The sequence below is a fragment of the Microbacterium sp. NFH-22A-Y genome, assembly GCF_021401375.1.
Classification (GTDB): domain Bacteria; phylum Actinomycetota; class Actinomycetes; order Actinomycetales; family Microbacteriaceae; genus Microbacterium; species Microbacterium hominis.
In genome coordinates this window covers 1014259-1038846 of record NZ_JACBGF010000002.1, presented here as the reverse complement: position 1 = coordinate 1038846, position 24588 = coordinate 1014259, and the positions used below count along the sequence as shown (strand labels likewise).

At 72.9% G+C, this 24588-nt stretch carries 21 protein-coding genes and 1 riboswitch; of the genes, 7 read left to right on the top strand and 14 right to left on the bottom strand.

Annotated features, from left to right (window positions below):
• Positions 1-30 precede the first annotated feature (30 nt).
• Positions 31-1032, top strand: a complete 1002-nt coding sequence (locus L0965_RS10630; RefSeq protein WP_101306640.1) for an ABC transporter substrate-binding protein — start codon at positions 31-33, stop codon at positions 1030-1032.
• Between the two features lie 68 nt (positions 1033-1100).
• Positions 1101-2237: a GNAT family N-acetyltransferase gene (locus tag L0965_RS10625; protein ID WP_232783917.1), complete on the top strand. Its 1137-nt coding sequence runs from the start codon at positions 1101-1103 to the stop codon at positions 2235-2237.
• 4 nt (positions 2238-2241) lie between these two features.
• On the opposite strand, the gene L0965_RS10620 is transcribed toward L0965_RS10625, so the two are convergent.
• From L0965_RS10620 to L0965_RS10570, 11 genes are all read right to left on the bottom strand, one after another.
• A complete protein-coding gene (locus L0965_RS10620) occupies positions 2242-3099 on the bottom strand; it encodes a DUF1684 domain-containing protein (protein WP_101306641.1) in 858 nt (285 codons plus the stop codon).
• A 36-nt stretch (positions 3100-3135) separates the two neighbouring features.
• Entirely contained in the window at positions 3136-4173 is a 1038-nt protein-coding gene (locus L0965_RS10615) for an LLM class flavin-dependent oxidoreductase (protein ID WP_101306642.1), read from the bottom strand.
• Positions 4170-5546 carry a M20/M25/M40 family metallo-hydrolase gene (locus L0965_RS10610; RefSeq protein ID WP_101306643.1) on the bottom strand — a complete coding sequence of 459 codons (1377 nt, stop codon included), beginning with the start codon at positions 5544-5546 and terminating at the stop codon, positions 4170-4172. Before L0965_RS10610 ends, L0965_RS10615 begins: the two co-directional genes overlap by 4 nt.
• Positions 5543-7192 (bottom strand): ABC transporter ATP-binding protein, encoded by a 1650-nt coding sequence (locus L0965_RS10605; protein WP_101306644.1) that lies wholly within the window; start codon positions 7190-7192, stop codon positions 5543-5545. Before L0965_RS10605 ends, L0965_RS10610 begins: the two co-directional genes overlap by 4 nt.
• The gene (locus tag L0965_RS10600; protein ID WP_157831627.1) at positions 7189-8127 is read right to left on the bottom strand and encodes an ABC transporter permease; all 939 of its coding nucleotides are present in this window, start codon (positions 8125-8127) and stop codon (positions 7189-7191) included. The genes L0965_RS10605 and L0965_RS10600 overlap by 4 nt, the downstream gene beginning before the upstream one ends.
• 31 nt (positions 8128-8158) lie before the next feature.
• Positions 8159-9130, bottom strand: a complete 972-nt coding sequence (locus L0965_RS10595; RefSeq protein WP_101306645.1) for an ABC transporter permease — start codon at positions 9128-9130, stop codon at positions 8159-8161.
• 31 nt (positions 9131-9161) lie between these two features.
• On the bottom strand, positions 9162-10778 hold the full coding sequence (locus L0965_RS10590; RefSeq protein WP_101306646.1) for an ABC transporter substrate-binding protein: 1617 nt from the start codon (positions 10776-10778) through the stop codon (positions 9162-9164).
• Positions 10779-10953: 175 nt separating this feature from the next.
• Positions 10954-12417, bottom strand: coding sequence for a YdiU family protein (locus L0965_RS10585; RefSeq protein ID WP_101306647.1), 1464 nt, complete (start codon positions 12415-12417; stop codon positions 10954-10956).
• A 10-nt stretch (positions 12418-12427) separates the two neighbouring features.
• On the bottom strand, positions 12428-14371 hold the full coding sequence (locus L0965_RS10580) for an FAD/NAD(P)-binding domain-containing protein (protein WP_101306648.1): 1944 nt from the start codon (positions 14369-14371) through the stop codon (positions 12428-12430).
• Entirely contained in the window at positions 14368-15729 is a 1362-nt protein-coding gene (locus L0965_RS10575) for an NtaA/DmoA family FMN-dependent monooxygenase (RefSeq protein ID WP_101306649.1), read from the bottom strand. Before L0965_RS10575 ends, L0965_RS10580 begins: the two co-directional genes overlap by 4 nt.
• Positions 15726-16931 carry an LLM class flavin-dependent oxidoreductase gene (locus L0965_RS10570; protein ID WP_101307259.1) on the bottom strand — a complete coding sequence of 402 codons (1206 nt, stop codon included), beginning with the start codon at positions 16929-16931 and terminating at the stop codon, positions 15726-15728. The genes L0965_RS10575 and L0965_RS10570 overlap by 4 nt, the downstream gene beginning before the upstream one ends.
• Positions 16932-17065: 134 nt before the next feature.
• Here L0965_RS10570 and L0965_RS10565 point away from each other — a divergent pair, with 134 nt between their 5' ends.
• The 3 genes from L0965_RS10565 to L0965_RS10555 all read left to right on the top strand — a co-directional run bounded on the left by L0965_RS10565 (position 17066) and on the right by L0965_RS10555 (position 20147).
• On the top strand, positions 17066-18268 hold the full coding sequence (locus L0965_RS10565; protein ID WP_101306650.1) for a PLP-dependent aspartate aminotransferase family protein: 1203 nt from the start codon (positions 17066-17068) through the stop codon (positions 18266-18268).
• A 77-nt stretch (positions 18269-18345) separates the two neighbouring features.
• Positions 18346-19053 carry a GNAT family N-acetyltransferase gene (locus L0965_RS10560; RefSeq protein ID WP_061782538.1) on the top strand — a complete coding sequence of 236 codons (708 nt, stop codon included), beginning with the start codon at positions 18346-18348 and terminating at the stop codon, positions 19051-19053.
• A gap of 71 nt (positions 19054-19124) precedes the next feature.
• Entirely contained in the window at positions 19125-20147 is a 1023-nt protein-coding gene (locus L0965_RS10555; RefSeq protein WP_060960870.1) for an LLM class flavin-dependent oxidoreductase, read from the top strand.
• A gap of 9 nt (positions 20148-20156) precedes the next feature.
• On the opposite strand, the gene L0965_RS10550 is transcribed toward L0965_RS10555, so the two are convergent.
• Together L0965_RS10550 and L0965_RS10545 are read right to left on the bottom strand one after the other, a co-directional pair.
• Positions 20157-21011, bottom strand: a complete 855-nt coding sequence (locus L0965_RS10550) for a sulfurtransferase (RefSeq protein WP_101306651.1) — start codon at positions 21009-21011, stop codon at positions 20157-20159.
• A gap of 94 nt (positions 21012-21105) precedes the next feature.
• Complete coding sequence (locus L0965_RS10545) at positions 21106-21507, bottom strand: arsenate reductase ArsC (RefSeq protein ID WP_060960872.1); 402 nt, start codon at positions 21505-21507, stop codon at positions 21106-21108.
• A 235-nt stretch (positions 21508-21742) separates the two neighbouring features.
• Here L0965_RS10545 and L0965_RS10540 point away from each other — a divergent pair, with 235 nt between their 5' ends.
• Positions 21743-21988: a hypothetical protein gene (locus tag L0965_RS10540; RefSeq protein WP_101306652.1), complete on the top strand. Its 246-nt coding sequence runs from the start codon at positions 21743-21745 to the stop codon at positions 21986-21988.
• Between the two features lie 75 nt (positions 21989-22063).
• Positions 22064-24175 carry a bifunctional lysylphosphatidylglycerol flippase/synthetase MprF gene (locus tag L0965_RS10535; protein ID WP_101306653.1) on the top strand — a complete coding sequence of 704 codons (2112 nt, stop codon included), beginning with the start codon at positions 22064-22066 and terminating at the stop codon, positions 24173-24175.
• An 11-nt stretch (positions 24176-24186) separates the two neighbouring features.
• Here L0965_RS10535 and L0965_RS10530 read toward each other — a convergent pair whose 3' ends face one another.
• A complete protein-coding gene (locus tag L0965_RS10530; protein ID WP_101306654.1) occupies positions 24187-24507 on the bottom strand; it encodes a multidrug efflux SMR transporter in 321 nt (106 codons plus the stop codon).
• A 10-nt stretch (positions 24508-24517) separates the two neighbouring features.
• A riboswitch (guanidine-III (ykkC-III) riboswitch) is annotated at positions 24518-24584 on the bottom strand.
• Positions 24585-24588: the final 4 nt, after the last annotated feature.

Here is a 24588-nt window from a genome sequence, read left to right as displayed (position 1 = left end):
ACACCCGACACAGAAAGCAGAACACAGCACATGGCCATCAGCAAGAAGCAGGGCATCGCCCTCGGCATCGCGGTCGTCGCCGTCGCCGCGATCGTCGGCGGCATCATCACGGCGGTCAGTCTCAACGGCTCGGCGACCGCCGCCGAGCCCGGCCCGACCGAGACCAGCGCGAACGTGTCCACCTCCGACATCCACTGGGTCCACCTGGACTCGTCCGTTCCCGCGGCCGTCGAGGCGCTCAAGGAGAGCGGCTTCACCCCGATCGAGCCCGGGAAGCTCACCGTCGCGATCGGCGCCTTCGTCCCGCCGCTGAGCTACCAGCCGGAGGGCACCTCGGCCGCGACGGACGTCGCGGGCACCGAGCCGAACATCGGCTCGCTCATCGCCGAGGCGCTGGGGCTGGAGTACAACCCCGTCGTGGTCGCCTGGGCCGACTGGCCGCTCGGCATCCAGTCGGGCAAGTACGACCTCATCGCGTCGAACGTCACGGTGACCGAGGAGCGCAAGGAGCTGTACGACTTCGCGAGCTACCGTGTCGACCAGCTCGGCTTCTACGTGAAGTCCGACAGCGCGATCACCTCCATCGCGGGCTCCGACGACATCTCGGGGCTGAAGATCATCGTGGGCTCGGGCACGAACCAGGAGAAGGTGCTGCTCGCCTGGAACGCGGAGCTCGAGAAGAAGGGCAAGGCGCCCGCCGAGCTCGTCTACTACGACGACAACGCGGCCGCGACGCTCGCGATCCAGTCGGGTCGCGCCGACGCCACCTTCGGCCCCAACGCGACCTCCGCCTGGGCCGCGCGCGAGACCGGAGACACCAAGCTCGTCGGGCTGGTGTCGGGCGGCTGGCCGCTGACGGCCAACATCGCGGCGGCGACGAAGAAGGGCAACGGCCTCATCGAGCCGGTCCAGATCGCCCTCAACGCCATCATCGACGGCGGCCAGTACGACGAGCTCCTGAAGACCTGGGGTCTGGAGGGCGAGCGGGTCGACAAGAGCGAGATCAACCCGCAGGGTCTGCCGAAGTCCTGAGTCCGCGTTCTCCCACGGGCCGGTCCCGTCCGCGGGACCGGCCGGTATCCTCGTCCTCTGGAGATCCCATGCCCCCTTCCTCCCCCGTCCCCGCTCCCGCCGCGCCCGCGCGAGCGGCCCACGACCCGGCGTCACCGGCCGACGCCGTCACCATCCGCCTCGTGCGCACCGAGGAGTACGCGCGCGCCGGCGAGGTGACCGCCGCCGCGTATCTCGCCAGCTACGGCGCGCTGTCCGACGACTATCTCGCCTCCCTGCGCGACGTCGCCGCCCGCGTGCGCGCGGGCGACGTGTGGGTGGCCGTCGACGACACGGGAGAGATCGTCGGCACCGTGTGGGTGTCGCGGCCGAATCGTGCCCTCAACCCCGACATCGGACGGCCGGGCGAGACCGACTTCCGCCAGCTCGCGGTCGCCCCGTCGGCGCGCGGCCGCGGCATCGGCGCCGCGCTGACGCGCCACGTCATCGCACTGGCTCGCGAGCGCGGCTCGCACCGCGTCGTCATGAACTCGGGTCCGGAGATGACCGGGGCCCACGCGCTGTACGCGAAGCTGGGGTTCCGCCGGCTGCCCGACCGGGAGCAGGCACGCGAGCTCGAGCCGGGCCGCATCGTCACGCTCCTCGCCTTCGGCTACGACCTGGCTCCCGCACCCGCGCCCCCTGCCGAGCGCGCCCCCGACGAGGGCGGACGACTGCTCGAGGTCCCCTGGGCCGATCCCCGCGCCGCCGCGCTCCGCGAGCTCATGGATGCCGAGGTCGGCCCCCGCTACGCCGACCGCTTCCGCGACGGCGACCCGTCCGTCGCCGAGAGGGCGTTCGCCGTCGACCCCGCGACGATCGTCGCCACCCTGATCGCCCTCGACGACGACGGCACCCCGGTCGGGCACGCCGCGCTGCGCGATCTCGCCCACGACGGCATCCGCGACCTCGAGATCAAGCGCTTCTTCGTGCACCCCCGCGCGCGCGGCCGTGGCGTGAGCCGGGCCCTGCTCGCGCAGTTGGAGCGCATCGCACAGCACCGCGGCGCGCGCCGGCTCATCCTGCAGACCGGGGACCGGCAGCACGACGCCGTGGCGCTCTACGAGAAGGCGAGCTACACCCCCATCGGGATCTACGAGCCCTACACGCCGTTCGCCTTCTCGCACTGCTTCGCGAAAGAGATCCCGGCGCGGGAGATCCCGGCGAGCGGGCCCGGCGAGCGCTGACCGCTCAGGCCGGCACCGGCGCCGTCTCGCCGTGCACGCGCGAGACGGGGGTCTTCTCGCCCGCCTCGACCGCGATCGGCAGCCGGTTCTCACTCGGCGGCAACGGGCACGTCGCGAAGTCGGTGTACGCGCACGGCAGGTTCGTCGCGCGGGTGAAGTCGATCGCCGTCCAGCCGTCCGCATCGGGGGCGTCCACCGCGACCGAGCGGTTCGCCGCGTAGGTCGTGCGCCCGCTCGTCGCATCGGTGAACAGCACGAGGAGGCCGCCGCCGTGACCGGGGAAGGCGGTGAGGGCGAGCGTCTCCCCCTCCCAGGCGAACTCCAGGCGGCCGGGCGCGTCGTAGACGTGGGTGAGACCGTCGACGGCCGAGCCCACCTCGGTCGGGCGCGGGGTCTCGAACGGCACGAAGCGGGCGGGCACGCGCCACCGCGCGTCCGGGAGGTAGGCGGGCGTCCCCGGATACGCGACCAGGAACGGGTGGTCGGCGCGCCGGGGACGCACGATCGTGTGGCCCCCGCGGCGGGCGAGTTCGATCGCGCCCTCGACGTCACCGTCGGTGAAGCCCAGGAGCACGGAGGCGCGCTCGGGCAGCGTCCCGAAGACGTGGCGCCCGCCGATGGCGACGCCGTCCAGGGTCAGGGTCTCGCCCGCGGCCAGGTCGACGACGGCGCCGTCCGCTCCGACGCTCCACGCCCCCGGCGCGCCCTCCAGGCGCACCGGGTCGGCCGAGAGCCAGGCCAGCCCGGTGATCGCGTGGAAGCCCAGCGGACTGTTGCGTCGCTCCTCGTGCGCGAGATGCCACGTCTCCCACTCGTGGGCGAACCGCGCCCGGTCGACGTCCGCGGTGATCGTGCTGGTCATGTTCTCTCCTCGTGGGGATGGGGGGTGGGGTGGGACTCAGGCGGGGACGTCGGCGGCCACGTGCGCGGCGACGAGCGGCAGCACGGCGTGGCGGACGTCGTGCAGGATGTGACGGTACTCCTCCGGCGCGAACGCGTAGGGAAGCGCGAGGCGCAGCTCGGTGCGCCCGTCGAAGGCGGGATCGGCCGCCAGGCGCTCGGCGATCTCCTCCGCACTGCCGTGGAGGTCGCGCTGGAACACGATGCGGCGCGAGCCCACGGTGACGGGTCGCTCGGTGCGGGCGTGGCGCTCGGCCACGTACGCGGCGTAGTGGGCGCGCTGCGCGGAGGTCGCAGAGTCGGTGGGCAGGATCACCCGCTCGACCGCGACCGCGGCGCCCTCGCCGCGGAACAGCCGGCGGTACTCGGCGATGTGGATCGCCTGCGCCTGCTCGAAGGTGTCGGCGGCATGTCCGTCGCCGACGTTGCCGAGCAGCAGCTTCAGCCCGTTCTGCGCCGCCCACCGCACGGAACGCAGCGACCCGCCGCCCAGCCAGACGCGCCGGCGCAGGTCGGCGACGTGCGGCTGGATGCGCGGCACCTGCGGGCCGTAGGGCGTCGAGAGCGGCTCGCCGCCCAGCTCGCGGCCCTCGAGGGCCTCCAGGAAACGCGTGATCAGCGCGAAGGGGTCGGTCTCGGCATCCGCGTCGGGCCGGGCCAGGGACCGCAGGAGGTCCTGGTGCGGCGTCGAGGTCGAGATGCCCACATTGACGCGGCCGGCCGACAGCGCGTCGACGGTGGCGAAGTCCTCCGCGAGACGGAACGGGTTCTCGTGACCGAGGGGCACGACGTCGCTCTCGAGCCGGATGCGCCGCGTGCGCTGCGTGGCCGCGGCGAGCACGGTGAGCGCCGACGAGATGCCGCGCTCGAGATGCCGTTGCCGCACGCCCGCCACGTCGAAGCCCAGCTCCTCCGCGAACGCGATGAGGGCGAGCGTCTCCTCGAGGCCCCGCGACGGGTCGTCTTCCGGATAGCTGCCGGCGACGATGATCCCGGTGCGCGCGATGACGCCGCGCGTCGCGGCATCGCCGGTCATCGCGCCGCCTCCGCCCGGACGCGGTGCGTCCGCACCCGTGCGGCGCCGTCGGGATCGTGGAAGGTGCGCACCACGTCGTCGAGCGCGGTGACGGTGAGCTCGAGCGACGCGAGGTCGATGCGCTCGTCGTTGCCGTGGAAGAGCCGCCGGAAGGTGCCGTAGTCCCAGCGTTCGCTGAGGACGCCGAAACCGTATGCGGGGATGCCGCGGCGACGGTAGAACCGCCCGTCCGTCCCGCCGACGCCGAGCATGGGGAGCAGCTCCGCTCCGGGATGCGCGCGACGCACGGCCGATCCGATCGCCGCGTAGAGCGGCGTGTCGATCGGCGAGAGGGTCGCCTCGCCGAACCAGTCGCCCTCGATCTCGATGTTCTCGATCAGATCGCCGAGCGCGTCGCGCAGCTGCCCCTCGACATCCTCGCGGGTGACACCGGGCAGGATGCGGATGTCGAGCTGGATCGTCGCCTCTCCGGGGATGACGTTCCCCTTCTCCCCCGCGCGCACGACGTTGGGCGAGACGGTCGTGTGGGTCGAGGCGTGCGCGAAACCGGCGAGCCCGCCCAACCGAGGGAGGGCGTCGTCCAGCCGCTCGGGGTCGAGGAGAGCGGCTGTCGTCGCCGCATCCAGATCCAGCGCCCGGGCGTAGTCGCGCCACTGCGGCGTGATGACGGCGGGTGAGCGATGCCGGGCCAGACGCGTGACGGCCTCCGCCGCGATCACCGCGGCGTTGCGGGCTCCCCAGGGTGCCGAGCCGTGGCCCGGGGATCCCGTGACGCGCAGCAGTCGTCCGGCGCCGCCCTTCTCCCCGACCATCACCGTGATCCCCGGCGCCTTTCCCGCGTGCGCGCCGCCCGACTCCGTCAGCACGTAGTCGGCGTCGATGAGGTCGAGCCGATGTTCGGTCAGCCACTCGACCCCGAACCGACTGCCGTTCTCCTCGTCCGCCACGGCCGCGAAGACGAGATCGCCGCGCGGACGGAAGCCCTCGACGGCGAGGTTGCGCGTCACGACGGCGTAGGCCGCTGTCAGGTTGAGCATGTCGATGGCGCCCCGTCCCCACAGCACGCCGTCGACGATGTCGGCCGCGAACGGGTCGCGCGACCATCCCGCCGCCTCCACCGGGACGACGTCGGTGTGCCCGACGAGGGCGAGGGAAGGGGCGGCGGGGTCGGTGCCCTCGATGCGGATGACGAGTGAGGTCCTGCCCGGGTGGGGCTCGACCGTGACGCCTTCCAGGCCCGACCCCTCGAAGAAGCGCGAGAGGGTCTCCACCTGTCGGTGCTCGCCGCCGCCGTCGGGCGTGCCGTCGTTGACGGCCGCGCCGCGGATGAGATGCTGCAGCAGATCGACGGTCTGACGTCCGAGGGCGCTCATGCGGCGTCCTCGCGTCGGAGTCGGCCGCCGGGCACCGCGTCGAGCAGGCGGCGCGTGTACTCCTCGCGGGGCGCCGTGAGCACCCGCGCGGTCGGACCCTCCTCGACGACGCGGCCCCCGCTCATCACGACGACCCGGTCGGAGATCTCGCGGACGACCGACAGGTCGTGGCTGATGAAGAGGTAGGCCACCCCCGACTCGGCCTGGATGTCGGCCAGCAGCGCGAGGATCTGCGCCTGCACGGAGACGTCCAGCGCCGAGACCGCCTCGTCGAGCACGACCAGGTCGGGGCGCAGCGCGAGGGCCCGGGCGATCGCCACCCGCTGACGTTGGCCGCCGGACAGCTCGGCGGGTCGGCGGTGTGCGAACGCGGCCGGCAGCGCGACCTGATCGATCAGCGCCGCGACGCGCGCCGCACGGGTCGCCCGGTCGACGCCGTACGCCCGCAGCGGCTCGTCGACGATGTCGGCGACGCTGAAGCGCGGGTCGAGGGAGGCGTAGGGGCTCTGATGCACGAGCTGGAACCGGCGGCGCAGCGCCCGCAGCTCCTCGCGCCCGGCGTGCACCAGATCGATGCCGTCGAAGAGGATCTCCCCCGCGCTCGGGCGCTCCAGCCGCAGGGCCAGTCGCGCCGTGGTCGTCTTGCCCGACCCGGACTCGCCGACCACGGCGACGGTCTCGGCGCGACCGACGGTGAGCGACACGTCGTCGACGGCGACGAGCGATCGACGTCCGGGGAGGGCGAACTCCTTCCGCACGCGCGCGAGTTCGAGCAGCGGTGGGGCGGTCGATGCCTCCGCGGTCTGCGGCGCGCGCTCCCGCCGCGTCGCGCCGGCGGCGGGCGCGCGCAGGGCGGGCGCGCGCAAGCCGGGGGCGGCGGCGAGGAGCGCGCGGGTGTACGGATGCTGCGGCGCGGTCAGGATCTCGCGCGCGTCCCCCTCCTCGACGATGCGCCCGTGCTGCATCACGATGATGCGGTCGGCGCGGTCGGCGGCGACCCCCAGATCGTGAGTGATCAGGAGCACGGCGGTGCCGAGGTCGCGGGCGAGGAGGTCGAGGTGGTCGAGGATCTGCTTCTGCACCGTCACGTCGAGGGCGCTCGTCGGCTCGTCCGCGATGATGAGCTCGGGGTCGGCGGAGAGGGCGGCCGCGATGAGGGCGCGCTGTTTCATCCCTCCGGAGAGCTGATGGGGGAACTGCCGTGCCCGCGCCTCGGGTTCGGGGATCCCGGCGAGGCGCAGCAGCTCCACGGCGCGCGCATCGGCGCCGCGCGCGTCCGCCAGTCCGTGGATGACCAGGGGCTCGCCCACCTGGCGCCCGACGCGCTTGACGGGATTGAGGCTCGTCGTGGGGTCCTGCGGGATGAGCGCGATCCGACGGCCGCGCACGTCGCGCCAGGACCGAGGCGACAGCGCCGAGATGTCGTCGCCGGCCAGTCGGAGGGTCCCGGCATCCACCGTGGCGTTGGCGGCGAGCAGACGGATGATCGCGTGGGCCGTCGTGCTCTTGCCCGATCCCGACTCGCCGACGATCGCGACGATCTCGCCGCGACCGACGGTGAACCCGACACCGTCGACGGCGGTGCGCGAGCGCCCGTCGACCGTGTAGGACACGGACAGGTCCTCGATCTCGAGCACGGCGCTCATCGACGTCCCCCGTCGCGCTCGAGGGCGCGGGCGACGCGGTTGGCCGACAGGACGACCGCGACGATGACGAGCCCGGGAAGCGTCGTCAGCCACCACGCAACCGCGAGGTAGTCGCGACCGCCCGACACGAGCGAGCCCCACTCGGGCGCCGGCGGCGGCGCCCCGAAACCGAGGAAGGACAGCGAGGAGATCGCGAGCACCATGACGCCGAACTCGAGCGCGGCCAGCGCGACGACGGGCCCGGCCGCGTTCGGGAGCACGTGGCGGCGGAGGATCGTGTACCAGCGCACCCCCGACACGCGGGCGGCCTCGACGTACACGGCCGTGGCGATCGAGAGCACCTCGGCGCGCATCACCCGCGAGAAGGAGGCGATGCTCGCCAGGCCCACGGCGACGGCGACGTTCAGTGTGCCGAAGCCAAGGGCGGTGATGAGGGCGAGGGAGAGCAGCAGGCTGGGGATCGCGAGGAGGACGTCCATGATGCGCATGATCGCGTCGTCCACGATGCCCCGGAGGAAGCCGGCGAGCAGCCCGAACAGCGACCCGACCGTGAGCCCGACGACGACCGCGACGCTCGTGGCGGCCAGCGAGGTCGCCGAGCCGTGGACGACCCGCGAGAACAGGTCGCGCCCGAGGTTGTCCGTCCCGAACCAGTGCGCGGGGCCGGGAGGCTGCAGCCGATCGGCGGGGACGCCCTCGATCGGGTCCCACGCCGTGAACCAGGTCGGGAAGAGGGCCCACAGCGTCACCAGCACGAGGACGAGCACCGCCAGCGCGAGCGAGGGCGCCACGCGCCGCGACCGGGGCCGCGCCGCGGCGGTCGCCGCCGCGGGGATGCCCGCCGCCGGCGGGACGGTCGGGACGTCCGGCTCCGCCGCGGGGATGCCGGGGGCGGGCGAGCGGTCGGTGACCGAGATCACGGTGTCGACGGTCATGGTGCTCCTTGTCGGAGGGTCGGGCCCGGGGTCAGGCGACGGCGAAGGCGCTGCGGGCGAGGGTGATGCGGCGATCGACGAGGGGATAGATCAGGTCGACGACGAGGTTCGCGACGACGAACACGAGCGCGGCGAACACGACGACGATCTGCACCACGGGCACGTCGCGGTTGTTGACCGCCGTGACGACGAGGCGCCCGACGCCGAGGCGCGAGTACACGGTCTCGGTGACCACGGCGCCCGACAGCAGGCCTCCGATCAGCACACCGAGCATCGTGAGGCTCGGGATCGCGGCGTTGCGGAAGGCGTGTCCGAGCTGCACCCGCGCTTCCCCCGCACCCTTGGCCCGCACGACCTCGACGTAGGGCTGGGCGAGGGTCGCCCGGAGGCTGCGCGCGAGCAGCTGTGCGACGAAGGCGCCCGAGGGGATCGCGATCGTGAGCGCGGGCAGGACGAGACTGACGAACCCGGCGTCTGCGACGGACGGGAACAGGCGCAGGCGGAACGATAACGCCTGCAGCAGGAGCAGCCCGATCCAGAACACGGGGATCGAGACCCCGATCGGCGGCAGCGCGGAGAGGAGGTTACGCAGCCATGCGGGTCGCGCGAGCGACGCGGCCAGGGCGAGGCCCACCCCGAGCGCGATCGACAGGAGGAACGCGAACGAGGTGAGGGCCAGCGTCGGCGGCAGCGCCTCCGCGAGGAGGGCGGATGCGGGGCGTCCGGTCTGCGTCGAGACGCCGAAGTCACCGGCCAGCGCTCGGCCCAGCGCCGCGAGGTACTGCTCCCAGAGCGGCCGGTCGAGGCCGAGCTGGGTGCGCAGCTTCGCGACGAGCTCCGGGTCGACGGCATCCTGATCGCCTCCCCCGGCGAACAGCGTCGCCGCATCGCCCGGCAGGAGGTAGAGGATGAGGAACGAGACCGTGTAGGCCGCCCACAGCACGAGCAGCCCCTGCCCGGCTCTCCGTCCGACGTAACGCAACCACACGATCTCGCTCCTCATCGTCGTCACCTCCTCGCTGCCGCTGCGCGCCTCACGGGGTGACCCAGGCGTCGTAGAAGTCGAGGCGGCTCGACGCCTCGAACGTCAGGTCGTGCACCTTCGCGGATGCCGTGATGGTCGTCGACAGCTGGTAGATCGGGATGGAGGAGGCGTCCGTGACGAGCAGGGTCGCGGCCTCGTCCACGAGCTTCTGCCGCTGGGCGCGGTCGGTGGTCGCCGCCTGCTGGGCCAGCAGCTCGTCGATCGGCTCGACGGCCGTCCGCTTGGTCGCGTTGTTGGTCCCCTGCGAGGAGAAGACGGTCCGCAGCACGTCGGGGTCGGCGCGCGTCAGGTTCCCGTAGCTGAAGTCGTAGTCGCCGTCCGCCTGGGCCGCCTGCACGTCGGCGATGGAGGCGAACTTCAGCTGGAGGTCGACACCGATCTGCCGAAGCTGCTGCTGCACGAGCTCGAGGACCTCCTTCGGCGACTGCCAGTACGTCACGAGGAAGCTCAGCTTCTCGCCGTTCTTCTCCCGGATGCCGTCGGAACCGACGGTCCAGCCGTCCGCGTCGAGGAGCTTCTTCGCGGCATCCGGGTCGTACACGAGCTCGGCGCTCAGGTCGGTGAAGTACGGCGTGGACGAGGACAGCGGCGACACCGCGGGCTTGTCGTCGGGTCCGAGCAGCGACGACGTGATCTGCTCGCGGTCGATCCCCTTCTGGATCGCCTGCCGCACGGAGACGTCCGCGAGCTTCGGGGTCGACTGGTTCGCGTACAGGTTGTAGACCACTCCGGGGTTGGCGCGGTTGTGGGACCAGAAGTCGGCGGTCTGGAAGAGGGGCGCGTCCGTCGTCGCGATGCCCGTGGTCGCGTCGATCTGACCGGACTGCAGGCTGCCGGTACGGTTGCCCGACTCGGGGATCACGACGTAGGTGATGGTGTCCAGGTACGCGTCTCCGCTGTGCGCGGCGGTGGGCGGCGCCCAGTCGTAGCCCGCCCGGCGCTCGAGCACGGCGCCCTGGTTGGGGGTGTAGCTCTTGACCGAGAACGGTCCCGAGCCGACGTACTTCCCGAGGCAGCGGTCCGCCTGGCTGACGGACGCGGTCGCGGGCGAGAGCAGCCCGAGCGTGAAGGTCGACGTCGCCTGCAGGAACTGCGCGCTGGGCGCGGAGAAGTCGATGACGACGGTGCTCGCGTCGGGTACCTCGATGCTCTTCAGCCCGGCGAGGTAGGAGGACCCGAGGGTCGCTTTGGCGCCGAGGGCCTGGATGGCCTCGAAGTTGGTCTTGACGGATGCCGCGTCGATGGGGGCGCCGTCGGCGTAGGTGGCGCCGCCACGCAGCGTGAAGGTGAAGCTCGTCGCGTCGTCGTTGACCTTCCACGACTGCGCGATCCACGGGAGGATGTCGCCGGTCTGCGGGTCCTGGGTCGTGAGGGAGGCGACGGTCTGGCGCGCGATGGCGATCGCGTCGTTGTTGCCGACCTGCTGCGGGTCGATGCACTGGCTGTCGACGGAGATCGCGAACGTGAGGTTTCCGCCGGGCACGGCGCTGGCCGATGACGCGGTGGGATCGGCCGCCGGGGTGCCGCCGGCGCACGCGGTGAGCGCGAGGGCGAGTGCTCCGCCGGCGACGCCGATCGACGCTGCGCGTGATCTGGTGAGGGACATGTCTGGACTCCAAGCTGTGTGAGGGCGGGATGCGGTGCTCCCGCACTCCAGGTTCGTCAGGGCCCGGTCGCGACGCGAAGGGCGTCGTCATCCGGGTCAATGTGTCGACATAGAGCTCAATGAGGCGTCTTCCGGCGTCATGTTCGGCGCGTGCCACGACCCTCCCGCGGCGCCCTCAGGTGCCGCAGAACGTCCGATGCGGAGGGTGGTCCGCCGGGGCGGGCGCGGCGTAACGGCGGTACGTGGGCTCGCTGCGGACCGTGTACGGGGCGCGGACGAGGGACAGGAGGACCCGAAAGGGATCGAGGTCTCCGGCGACCGCCGCGTCGAGCGCCTCGTCCACGAGGTGGTTGCGGGGGATGTAGACGGGGTTCGCCGTCCGCAGCCGCTCGGCGACGGGCGCGAGACGGCGCCATCGGCCGAGCCAGTCGTCCAGCCCGCCGACGGCGCCGAGGAAGCGCGCGCGCACGGGACGCTCGTCGCCGTCGGCCGCCGCGGCCAGATCACGCCAGAACCCGGTGACGTCGACGCCGTGGTCGTGGAGCAGGAGGTGCGCGTCCGTGGTGAGCTCGTCGACGTCCGCGGTGGCGACCCGCACGTCCAGGCCGAGCTTGTCACGGAAGAAGGCGGTCCGGTGGGCGCGGTGGCGCTCGTCGAACGCGCCGACGATCTCCCGCGCGGCCGCCGCGCCCCGGGCGGGCTGGTCGTCCAGCAGCGGCGCCAGGGCCTCGCCGAGGCGTTCCAGGTTCCACGCCATGATCTCCGGCTGACGCGCGTAGGCGTAGCGCCCCGAGGTGTCCAGGCTGCTGTAGACCGTGTCCGGGTCGTACGCGTCGAGGAACGCGCAGGGTCCGTAGTCGATGGTCTCCGCCGACACGAGCACGTTGTCGGTGCTGAGCACGCCGTGGACGAAGCCCAGCCGCATCCAGTGCGCGGTGGTCGCGGCGGTGGCGTCGACGATGGCCGCCAGCAACGCGCGATACGGCTGTGGTGCCGACGCGGCGCCGGGATGGTGCCGGCCGATGACGTGATCGGCGACGCGGCGCAGGAGCCCCGGGTCGTCGTGACGCGCCGCGTACTCGAACGTGCCGATGCGCACGTGACTGGATGCCGTGCGGGCGAGCACCGCACCCGGACTCCCCCGGCCGTCGCGCACGCGTGTGGCGCCCGTCGACACGACGGCCAGCGCGCGGGTCGTCGGCACCCCGAGGGCGTGCATCGCCTCGCCCAGGAGGAACTCCCGCAGCATGGGCCCGAGCGTGGCGAACCCGTCGACGCGTGACATCGGCGTGGGACCGATGCCCTTCAGGTGCAGATCCCGCAGCCAGCCGTCGGCATCCCGCAGCTCGCCCAGCAGTGCCGCGCGGCCGTCTCCGAGGATCGGACGATACCGCCCCCACTGATGACCCGCGTACACCTGGGAGACCGCGCCCTCGGCCGCCGCGCCCGTGAGCAGCTGCACGCCGTCGGGCGAGGACGGCCACGCGGCGTCGAGTCCGAGCGACGCCGCGACGCCCTCGTTGAGCACCACCAGCTCCGGGGCGGGCGGAGCGACCGCACGCACCGGGACCGACAGCTCGGGCAGCTCGTCCGCCCACACCCGCTCGAGTGCGACCGCGGCACCGGATCGCTCCGTCACGGCCTGCTCCTCACGAGCGGCTCAGCTCCGGGATCCCCGCATCGGCGGCCTCCCGCGGGCCTCCGCGCGATCCGGCGAGGCGAGCGAGCAGCGCCCCGGCGACACGATCGGTCTGCCGGAACGACAGCGCGTCACTGCGCGGGCGGGTGAACGCGCCGCCCTCGGGATGCGAGGTGAACGGGCCGATCGCGAACAGGGCGTCGTAGACCGCGCCGTCGGCGCGACGCACCCGACCGTCCGCGTCGACGACGACGCGCCCGATGGTGAGCGTGCGCTCGCCGTCGGCGACCCGGAGGACGGTGCCGTGCACGGTGGCCAGCTGGCGCAGAGCGGCGCTGTCGCTGGTGGCCGCGTCGCTCGGCGGAAGCCAGGCGTCGACGAGGGTCCGCGCCCGCGTCGCACCCGGCCGAGACGGGCTGGATGCCGCGAACGACGCCCCGGAGGGGCCGCCCGCGTCGATCGCGATCTCGAGGTCGGGGCCGAGGAAGCGGACGATGCCGGCGTCGGCGAGCGCGAGCAGCTCCTCGAGACGGTGCGCGGGCGGGCCGCTCGCGACGTAGCTGAAGAAGGTGTGCCAGCGCACGGGCAGCAGGTCGGCGCGCGAGCGGGCGTTCCACCGTTCCGCGGGGATCTCGCTGAGCGCCAGGAAGGAGAGCAGGATCGCGAAGAAGAGCCCCTGCGCGGGGCTGCGCTCGGGCGCGGTGCGCAGGTGGAGGTCGCCGCGGATGTGGGCGACGACCGCATCGTGCGCGTCGTCGCCGTCGCGGAAGACCGCGCCCGCGAAAGGGCGATCGAGGGCGGCGATGTCGAGCCGGTCCAGCGGGTCGGTGACGAGCGCGGCCAGCGCCGCGTGCAGCGCGGGGTCGTCCCAGGCGTGCGTCGACAGCAGCGCCCGCGCGTGCTCCCACGTGCCCGCGACCCGGTCGGGGTACCCCGTGAACAGCTCGCGATAGTGACCGTGGAGGAGCTCGCGGGCGATCAGCGGCCAGGCGTCGCGCTCGAAGTCGAGGAGGCGCCCGTCGTCGCCGGGTGCCGCGAGGGCCGCGATCGCGGTCGGTGTGAGCACCTCGCGGCGGGGAGCCTCGCCCCGCAGCTGCGACGAGACCTTGGACCGGTAGGGGACGCCCCGTCGGGAGCCGAGATGCAGTCGGGGCTCGCGGCCGGAGGGGACGTAGCGCAGACCGTCCGCCGCGCGCTCGAACCGCCCCCCGCGCCCCTGCGTCAGCAGGACGACGAGATCGACCGCGGCGAGCCCGAGCCCCCGCACGATGACGTCGGCGGCCGCGGGGACCCCGTCGAGGTCGAGGTCTGCGGTGAACGCCGGCGGGATGTAGTCCAGGCCCGCACGTCGCGCGGCGTCCGCGAGGACCGCGGTCGGGCTGCCCGCGGCGGGGGCCGAGGCGACGTGGCCGATCGCGTAGACCACGGCATCCGCGGGCAGTGTCCCGCCCGAGGCGAGGGCGACCTCCCACTCCGCGCCGACGGCACGCACCTCGGTCACCTCGTCGACGTGCGTGCGGATGACGACGCCCTCGGGCGCCGCCGCGACCACCCGGCGCGCGAACCACTCCAGGTAGAAGCTCTGCAGCCGCCGGGTGGGGAACGCGTCGCCGGTCAGGGCCCGGGCCTCGGCGGCCACGACCTCGTCGTCGATCTCGACGTCGGCGAGGAGACCCTCCCGCCAGGACTGCGCCCACTCGATCAGCGAGGGCCCCGCGACGACCGGCCCCTCGATGGAACAGGTCTCGTCGGTGAACACCGTGACGTCCTGTGCCATCGAGTTGAGCTTCAGCAGCGGCGACTGCGCGCGCCGCCAGATGCGCCCCGCCCCGAGCGGATGGGGGTCGACGAGATCGATCCTCAGATCGGAGGCGGCGTCGGAGCGCGCGACGATCCGCTCCAGCAGCATGATCGCCCGGGGACCGCCCCCGACGATGACCAGGCGCGAGGTCATCGAACGGCGACGCTCGCGTCGAGGGGACGCACGGCCGGAAGCCCCAGCAGGTCGCGGAGGGTCGCGCCGTCCTCGTACGCCTGACGGTAGGAGCCGCGCTCCTGCAGCAGGGGCACCACCCGGTCGGCGAACTCGTCGAGACCGTGCGGGGTGAGGTGACCGACGATCGTGAAGCCGTCGGTCGCGCGCCCCTGCACGTAGCGGTCGATCTCGGCGGCGATGTGCGCCGGCGTCCCGACGAAGGTGTGCCGCGCGGTGAGGCGGATGACGACCTCGCGGATGCTGAGGTTCTCGCTCTCGCTGAGTTCGCGCAGCGAGGCGATGCGCCGCCGCACCGCGGCGTGACGGTTCGCCCACCCGTGGTCCGACTCGGCGCCCGTGTCCGGATCGATCTCGGGGAGCGGACCGTCCGGGTCGTAGCCGCTGAGGTCGCGCCCCCACACCTGTTCGACGTAGGTCAGGGCGACCTCGGGGCGCACCTGCTGGCGGGCGATCTCCCGCGAGCGCTCCTCGGCCTCCTCGGCGGTGTCGCCGATCACGAAGCTGGCGGCGGGGAGGATCTTCAGCGACTCCTCGTCGCGGCCCCCGGCGGCCAGGCGGCCCTTGACGTCGTCGTAGAAGGTCCGCGCGTCGTCGAACTCGGTGTGCAGCGAGAAGATCACCTCGGCGTGGGCGGCCCCGAAGTCGCGGCCGTCGGCGGAGTCGCCCGCCTGCACGATCACCGGCCGCCCCTGCGGGGAGCGCGGCACGTCGAAGACCGCGTCGACGTCGAACTGGGCGCCGCTGTGGCGCACTCGTGCGGGTGCGCCCGCACGCAGGTACTCCCCCGCGGCGGCATCCGCGACGACGTCCCCCTCCGCCCACGAGTCCCAGAGCTTCTTCGCGAGCTCCGCGAACTCGGCGGCGCGCGTGTAGCGATCGGCGTGGTCGAGGAAGCCGCCGCGGCGGAAGTTCGCGCCGTGGAACGCATCCGAGCTCGTCACGGCGTTCCACCCGGCTCGTCCGGCGGAGAGCCAGTCGAGGGTGGCGAGCTCCCGCGCCAGCTCGTACGGCTCGTTGAACGTGGTGTTGAGCGTGCCGACGAGCCCGACGTGATCCGTGACGGCGGCGAGCGCCGCGAGCACCGACAGGGTGTTGGGCCGGCCGACGACGTCGCGTCCGTGGATGCGACCGCGATGCTCGCGCAGGCGCAGCCCCTCCGCGAGGAAGACGTAGTCGAACAGCCCCTTCTCGGCCGTGCGACCGAAGTACTCGAAGGAGGAGAAGTCGATCTGGCTGCCCGAATGCGGGTCGTTCCACACCGTCGTGTTGTTGACGCCCGGGAAGTGGGCGGCGAGATGGATCTGACGACGGCTCATGCGAAGGCCTTCTCTCGGGTGGGGGTGGTGGTCGGTCGTGCCAGACCGAGACGGCCGCGCAGGCTGACGCGGTCGTCGCGGACGAGGCCGCCGAACGCGTCGAGCAACGGGACCACGCGCTCCGCGACGGCGACGACGTCGCGCGGCTGACGAGCGGGTCGCAGGCGCACGCCGTCGACCCCGGTCGCCGCCAGCGCGCGGATCTCGTCCACGACCTCGAGCGGGGTGCCGATGACGATGCGCGCATCGGAGGCGAACGCGGAGCCGGCGAGATCGTCCAGACGCGCGGCGGCGGCGCGCGCCGCGGCCGGGGTCTCCTCGATCAGCACGACCAGATCGGCGAACACCCGGAGGCGCTCCCGCCCGCGTCGGTGCGCGGCGACGGCCTGATCGAGCTCGGCCAGGATCCCCGTGGCCGACGCCTCGTCGTGCGGTGTGACGAAGACGACGTCGGCCTGCTCGGCGGCCAGTCGGAACGGCACCGTCTGGTGCGCGAGCACCGTGATCAGCGGACGCCCCTGCGGCGAGCGCGGCACGATCGAGGCCCCCTCGACGGAGAAGAACTCGCCCTCGAACCGCGCGGGGTGCACACGATCGGGGTCGAGGAAGAGGCCCGCGGCCGTGTCGCGGACGATGGCGTCGTCGTCCCACGAGTCCCACAGTCGTGTCAGCACCTCGGCGAACTCGCCCGCCTCGCGGAAGGCGGCCACCAGCTCGGGCGCGTCTTCGACCCGTCCGGATGCCGGCAGCCGTCCCGGCCCGTCCGGACGACGTCCGAAGTTCGCGCGCTCGGCGGGCGACGCGCCCGCGACGAGGCGGACGCCCGCGCGGCCACGGCTCGCGAAATCCAGCGTCTGGATGCCGGTGGCGACGTGGAACGGCTCGGGGTGGGCGGTCGTGACCGTCGGCACGAGCCCGATCCGCTGCGTGAGCGGAGCGACGTACGACGCGACGAGGACGGCGTCGAGGCGGCCGCGGACCCGATCCGATGCCGGGTGCTGCGCGTCCTCGAAGCGGTCGGTGAAGCTGAGGGCGTCTTCGATCGTGGCGAGCACGAGACCCGCGCGGTCGGCGCTCGCCACGAGGCGCCGCCAGTAGTGCGGGCTCTGCAGGTCGTGTGGGGCGGCGGAGGCGTCGCGCCAGGCGGCGGGATGCCACCCGGCCCGGTCGAGGGCGAGGGCGAGATGAACCGGGGCTGTCATGTCGGCCACTGTGCGTCGGCCCCGCACGATCTCTCAACCGGCGACGACACAGGACGACGCACCTCGACACGCGGCGTCATCTTCCCCGTGGGTTCGTCGTGAGACGGGTGCGGTCACCGGCCTAGGCTCGGGGCATGACCCGTCCCGATCGGCACGACGCCCCCACGACCCATCTCGACACGCGGGCGGTGCACGCCGGCAACCGGGTCGACCCGGCTTCCGGCGCGATCCGGACGCCGGTGGTGATGGCCAACTCCTACGCGCTGCCCGAGGACCCGTCCGCCCTCGACTGGTCGGGCACCGACGTGCCGCTGTACACCCGGAACTCGGGCGTCAACCAGCTCGCGCTCCAGGAGAAGCTCGCGGCACTGGAAGAGGGCGAGGATGCCGTGGCCCTGGCATCCGGCGTCGCGGCGCTGCACGCGGTCTTCTTCACGTTCCTGCGCACCGGCGACCATGTCGTCGTCGCCGACGTCACCTACGAGGCCAGCTGGCGGCTGTTCGCGCAGCTCCTCCCGGAGAAGTACGGCATCGACGCGACGTTCGTGGATGCCGCCGATCCCGCCGCCGTGGAGAACGCCATCCGCCCCGAGACGCGGCTGATCCACGTCGAGACGATCGGCAACCCCACGACGAAGGTGACCGACATCGCCGCCGTCGCGCGCATCGCGCACGCCGCGGGCGCGTTGCTGTCGGTCGACTCCACCTTCACGCCGCCGCCCCTCTACCGGCCGCTCGCCGACGGGGCCGATCTGGTCGTCCACTCGCTGACGAAGTTCATCAACGGTCACGGCGATGCGATGGGCGGTGCGGTCATCGGCCGTCGGGAGCTCATCCAGCGGATCAAGGCGGACGCGATGGTCGACGTCGGCGGCGTCATCTCGCCCTTCAACGCGTGGCTCATCCAGCGCGGGTCGGTGACGCTGCCGCTGCGTCTGCCCCGTCACCTGGAGACGGCGCAGCGGCTCGCCCGCGTGCTGGACGCCGATCCGCGCATCGCCTTCGTCGCCTATCCGGGGCTGGAGAGCCACCCGCAGCACGAGATCGCGCGACGTCAGTTCGGCGGGCGCGGGTTCGGCGCCGTCATGGCGTTCGCCGTCGACGGGGGTCCCGAGGTGCAGAACCGGTTCGTCTCCCACCTGCGCGTCATCACCTCGGCCGTCTCCCTCGGGCACGACGAATCCCTCATCGTCCACATCGGCACGGGCGGCCCACGGACCCTCGCGTACCCGGAACCGTTCCGCCGCTACGGTCATCTGCGTTTCTCGGTGGGGCTCGAGGACGCCCGCGACCTGGAGGCCGACCTCCTCGCCGCGCTCGACGACACGTTCGCATGAGGCCCTCCGACGCGCGCGTGTTGCCCGACGTGTCGGACGCGTTTGCGTGTCGCGTCGCGGACGCCGACAGTGGACGGATGACCGCATCGCCCGCCACGGCCGCCAGCGAGATCGCGCTGGACAACGCCGCCTGGTCCTCCCTCGCCGGCCCCCATGCGACGTTCGCGATCGGCGACGACCTCGCCCGCCGGTATCCGGAGGACGTCGCGCCGTTCGTGGCGGTGCGATCGTGGGACGAGCCGGGCGTCTGGGACGCGTTGCGCGGCATCCTCTCGCCGGGTGAGGCGTTCGGGCTGTCCGGCTTCGACGGCGAGCTCCCGCCCGGATGGGCGCTGCTCGGCGGCGGCGACGGGGTGCAGCTGGTCGAGACGGCGGCGCTGTCGCCGCGCCCCGACGACGAGGCGGTGCTCCTGGGCGCCGACGACGTGCCCGAGATGCTCGCGCTCGTGGAGCGCAATCAGCCCGGTCCGTTCCGCCCCCGCACCCACGAGCTCGGTCGCTACATCGGCATCCGCCGCGGCGACCGCCTGGTCGCGATGGCCGGCGAGCGCCTGCACCCGCAGGGGTGGACGGAGATCAGCGCCGTCGCCGTCGACGACGACCATCGCCGACAGGGGTTGGCGTCCCGTCTCGTGCTCGACGTCGCGTTCCACATCCAGCAGCGCGGCGACCGCGCCCTCCTGCACGCCGCGGCGTCGAACACGGGTGCCATCGCCGCGTACGAGAGGCTCGGCTTCGCGCTGCGGCGACGCACGCGGTTCAGCTCCGTGCGCGCACCCCTCTGACCGCCGCGCCGCGTGACGCCGCGTGACACGAGCCGGGCGATCCGACGCGGCGGCGCGCCTAGCGTGGAGGCGTGACCCGTCCCCTTCGTGCGCTCGGCTTCCTCACCATCGGCCTCTTCGACCGGGCCGACCCTCGACCCGGGCATGAGGCGACCCTCGCGATCATCGAGCGGGCCGAGCGACTCGGCTTCGACAGCGCCTGGCTGCGCGATCGCCACCTCCAGTACGGCATCTCGTCGCCGGTCGCCGTCCTGGCGGCCGCGTCGCAGCGCACCCGCCGCATCCGCCTCGGCACCGCCGTCATCCCGCTCGGGTTCGAGAACCCCTTCCGTCTGGCCGAGGACCTGGCGACCGTCGACGTCCTCTCCGGCGGCCGGCTGGAGCCCGGATTCTCGGTCGGTCCGCCGCGCCGCTTCGATGAGATCGCCGAGGCGCTCTACCCCGACACCGCCGCCCACGAGCGGTTCGGCTACGAGAGGCTGGCGCGCCTGCGGCGGTACCTCGCCGGCGACGCGGTGAGCGCCTTCGCCGGCGTGGAAGGCATCGAGGAGTACTCGGAGCGCATCGAACCGCACTCCGCGACGCTCGCGCAGCGCCTCTGGTACGGCGCGGGCAGTCCCGAGTCCACACGGTGGGCGGCCGAGAACGGGTTCCATCTGCTCACCAGCAGCGTGATCCAGTCGCGGGAGACCACCGACTTCGACCGCGAGCAGCACGCCCAGATCCGCCTCTTCCGCGAGCATCATCCCGACGGCGAGCGCGCCCGCGTCTCGCAGGGTCTGGTCGTCATCCCCACCGACACCGCGACGGCGGATCAGCGCGAGCGGTACCGCGCGTACGCGGCGTCGCGCGCGCACCGCGTGGGCGTGCCGCACGGCCCCAAGCGGATGCTGTTCGCGGCCGACATCGTCGGCACCTCGGAGGAGATCGCCCAGACGCTGACGCAGAGCCGGGCCTTCGCCGAGGTCGACGAGGTGGCCTTCGCACTGCCGTTCAGCTTCCGCGAGGCGGACTACGTCCAGATCCTCGAGGACATCGCCGGCGTGCTCGCCCCGCTCCTGGGCTGGGAGCCGGCGGCGGACGCCACGGTGTGATCGCCGCCGTCACCAGCCGCGGAAGGCGTCTCCGGGCGTCGGTCCGACGGCGACGGGCCGGCGCCGATCACGCGCCCACTGGCTCCACGAGCCGGCGTAGACGGCGGCGTCGATGCCCGCCGTCGCCAGCGCGAGCGCGGAGTGGGCCGAGGCGACGCCCGTCCCGCAGTACAGCACGACCTCGCCGTCCGGATCGATGCCATGCGCCCACAGGATCGACCGCACCTCGGCGGCGTCGTGCAGCGCTCCGCCGTCGCGGATGAACGTCGTGGTGGGCAGGTTGACGGCGCCGGGGATGTGGCCCGCCGCCGGATCGGCCCCCGCCGCGGTGCCGCGATAGTGCGCCGGCGCCCGCACATCGATCAGGACGCCGTCCACGGGCGCGCGCGCCGCATCGTCGATGCCGACGACGCGGGGGCCGCGCCCCGTCAGGGTGACGCCGCCGGGCTCGGCCACGTGGTCGCCCGCGCTGACCGGCAGGCCCCGGGCGACCCAGGCGCGGATCCCTCCGTCGAGAACGCGGATGTCGATGCCCCGGTTGCGCAGCAGCCACCACGCGCGCGCCGCCGCCACGGAGTCGTTGTCGTCGTACGCGACCACGAGGTCGCCGTCGTCGATCCCCCACCGGCGGGCCGCGCGCTCGATGTCCTCCGCGTGCGGAAGCGGCAGGCGTCCCTCCTCCGGGTGGCCGCGTCGGGCGAGATCGCGCTCGAGGTCGACGTACACGGCATCCGGCAGGTGAGCCGCGAGGTAGGCGGGCCGGCCCTCCGGCACGTCCAGTCGCCAGCGCACGTCGAGCAGCCTCACGGGTCTCGCGTCGGCGAGCGCCGCGCTCAGTCCGTCGACGTCGATGAGATGCGGCATCTCCCCAGGCTCTCCCCGCGAGCCGTCGAGCGGAAACGAGGTCGAAACCAATCGCAACAGGACGAAAGACGGCGTCGCATTGACGCCCGCGGTGTCACACCAGGCTGGCGATGAGCCCCTCGACGCGCGCCCTGATGTCGTCGCGGATGCCGCGCACCACCTCGACCGGCTGACCGGCCGGGTCGGTGAGCTCCCAGTCCTCGTAGCGCTTGCCCGGGAAGATGGGGCACGCGTCGCCGCAACCCATCGTGATGACGACGTCGGCCTGCCGCACGGCATCCGTCGTGAGGATCTGCGGCGTCGCGGTCGACAGGTCGATCCCCTCCTCGGCCATGACGGCGACGGCTGCCGGGTTGACGGCGTCGCCGGGTTCGCTCCCGGCGGAGAAGACGTCGATGCGATCCCCGGCGAGGGCGCGGAGGTAGCCGGCGGCCATCTGTGAACGACCGGCGTTGTGCACGCAGACGAAGAGCACGGCGGGAGCGGTGGCGGACATGGTTCCTCCGTGTCGGGCGACGGTGTGGGACGCGGGCGGTGCGACGGTGCTCGCCGCCCGCCGCCGAATGGTCCGCACCAGAGGATCCCCGATGCGTCGACGGATGTCAACACGGGCGTCGCCGGCTCGTGCGGGCGCCGTGCCCCGATCGGCCGGCGAAGATCATCCTCCCGGCGGATGCCGGTGCATCCGCCGTCCGATGTGCGGCTCCCGCGCCGTCCGTAGCGTCGAGACCATGACCACCTCGACCCTCGTCCTCGCTCCGGCCTCCCCTCCCGCGACGTCGTCGTCGCGGACCGCGCGCGTGCCGCGGAACACGCGGATCGCGCTGTCCGACCGCGGGGCGGCGACGTCCGTCGGCGCCGCCGTACTGTCGATCCTCGGCAGCATGATCGCGATCGGCGTGGCCGCGATGGGCGTGCTCGTGGTGCCCGTGGCGGCGCTCGTGGTCTTCGGCCCGGCGCTGCTGGCCCGCTTTTGAGGGCGACCGCCCCGGTGCGCGATGCGTCGACGTGGGTTCACGGCGGCGTGGGGCAGCTCCCGGTACGGTGAAGGCATGACGGAGACAGCCCCCGCCGCCTCCCCCGCTCCGGCGGCCGCCGCGGCATCCGCGCGCACGCACGCCGTCGTCCGGCTCATGCGTCATCTGCCCGCCACCCTGCTCACGGTCGTGGCGATCCTCATCGTGGGTGTGCTGTCGCAGGGCCTCTGGGAGCCCTTCGACGAGAGCGCCGGCATGGACGTGTGGGCCTACGGGCTGCCCGCCCTGCAGGCCGGTCGCTGGTGGACGCCGCTGACGGGCACCTTCTTCGTCGCCGAGCCGTGGCTCTTCGTCCCGACCATCCTCGGCTTCATCGGAATGGGCGTCCTCGAATACGCCCGCGGCACGCGCGTCGCCCTCGCCTACTTCTGGATCGGTCAGATCGTCGCCGTCCTCGCCACGGCGCTGCTCTTGGCCGCGCTCAGCGTCTTCTCCGGGTGGGAGTGGGTGCAGGAGACCGCGACCACGCTCGACGTCGGCGCCAGCGGCGGCACGTTCGCCTGCATCGCCGCGGTCATGGGCCTCCTGGCGTCGCCCTGGCGCCTGCGCGGCTGGCTCGTGCTCATCGCCATCGTGATCGTCGGCGTGCTCGTGCTCGGAACCGTGGCGGACCTCTCACACCTCCTCGCGGTCGTGGCCGTCCTCCTCTTCGACCGCACGCTGCGGCCCCGCCGTGCGACGCTGCGGGAGCAGCGGCTCATCGCGTTCATCGGCATGGTGTCGTTCGTGGGCATCGAGGTGATCCTGACGATCATCCCGACCTACGGCCCGTTCGGCAGCACCGATCCGCTCTCCAGCTCGTGGATCACGACGGTCATCGACGTCGTCGTCGTCCTCGTGATCGCGCAGGGCCTGCACCGCGCGCGTCGCTGGGCGTGGATCTGCGCACTCGTGCTGCTGTCGCTCAACATCCTCTCGGCGACGCTCCTCGCCGCCGTCGTCACCCTCGACGTCCACTTCGACCTGGGCGTGCCCATCGACGGCGAGACGGCCATCGAGATCGGGAGCGGACTCATCGCCCTCGTGCTGCTGGTCTACCTCGTGCTCGTGCGCGGCGCGTTCGCCGGCGCTCCCCGCACGGCGCTCGGGGCACGAGGGGCGGAGCCGACCGCCCGCGATGCCGCCGACCTCATCCGCACCCACGGCGGCGGGACGCTCTCGTGGATGACGACCTGGGAGGGCAACAGCTACCTCCGTACCAGCACCGGCATCGTGACCTATCAGATCCGGGCGGGCGCGGCCATCGCGCTGGCCGATCCGCTCGGTCCGGAGGAGGGGCGCGCCTCTTCGGTCGCGGAGTTCATCGCGGCGGCCGAGCAGGCGGGCCTGGCACCGTGCTTCTTCAGCGCCGGCGCATCGACGCTCGAGGCCGTGCCCCCGACGTGGCGCTCGCTCGTCGTCGCCGACGACACCATCGTCGATCTCCCGGGCCTGGCCTACACCGGAAAGCGGTGGAACTCCGTCCGCACGACGCTCAACCGGGCCGGTCGCGAGGACATGACCTTCCGCCTCACGCGCCTCCGCGACGAGTCGTGGGGTGTGCGCACGCAGCTGCAGGCGATCTCGAACCAGTGGGTCGGCGAGAAGCAGCTCCCGGAGATGCGCTTCACGCTCGGCACGCTCGCCGAGGCCGACGACCCCGAGGTGCGCATCGCCCTCGCACTGGACCCGCGCGGGGACGTGCACGGGTTCCTGTCGTGGATGCCGGTGTACGGCGAGAGCGGCATCCGGGGATGGACGCTCGATCTGATGCGTCGCCGGGAGCACGGGTTCGGCCCCGTCATGGAGTACCTGATCGGCAGCTCCGCCGCGGCGTTCCGCGACGAGGGCGCCGAGATCATGTCCCTGTCCGGCGCCCCCCTCGCGCACGAGTACCCGCCCGAGGCGCAGGGGCTGTCGGCGCTGAGCACGCGCCTGTCGGACGCGCTGGAGCCCGTCTACGGCTTCCAGTCGCTCCACCGCTTCAAGCAGAAGTTCCACCCGCGGTACGAGACGATGTACCTGCTGTTCCGCGACGAGGCCGACCTGCCGCGGATCGGCGCCGGACTGACCCGGGCCTTCCTGCCGTCCGCGACGACGCGCCAGTTCGCCAGCGCCGGTCTGGAGCTGCTGCGCGGGGAGCGCTGAGCGCGCGGCGGTCAGTCGTGGCCGACGAGTTTCAGGCCGACGACGCATCCGACCAGTCCCACGATGAGCAGCATCCGTACGAGCGAGAACTGCTCGTCGCCGGTGATCATCGCGTACGCGACGGTGAGCGCGGCGCCGATGCCGACCCACACGGCGTAGGCCGTGCCGGTGGAGATGTCGCGCATCGCCCACGCGAGTCCGCCCATGCTGGCGACGAGCGCCACGGCGAAGACGATCGTGGGAGCGGGCCGGCTGAAGCCCTCCGATTTGCCGAGGGCGGTGGCCCAGACGGCTTCGAGGATGCCGGAGACGATGAGGACGAGCCAGGACATGACGAGACCTTTCGGCCAGTCTTGTCGCTCACCGGGTACTGGGATCCCTCGTCCGGAGACCCTGTCTGGGCCCGGGTACGA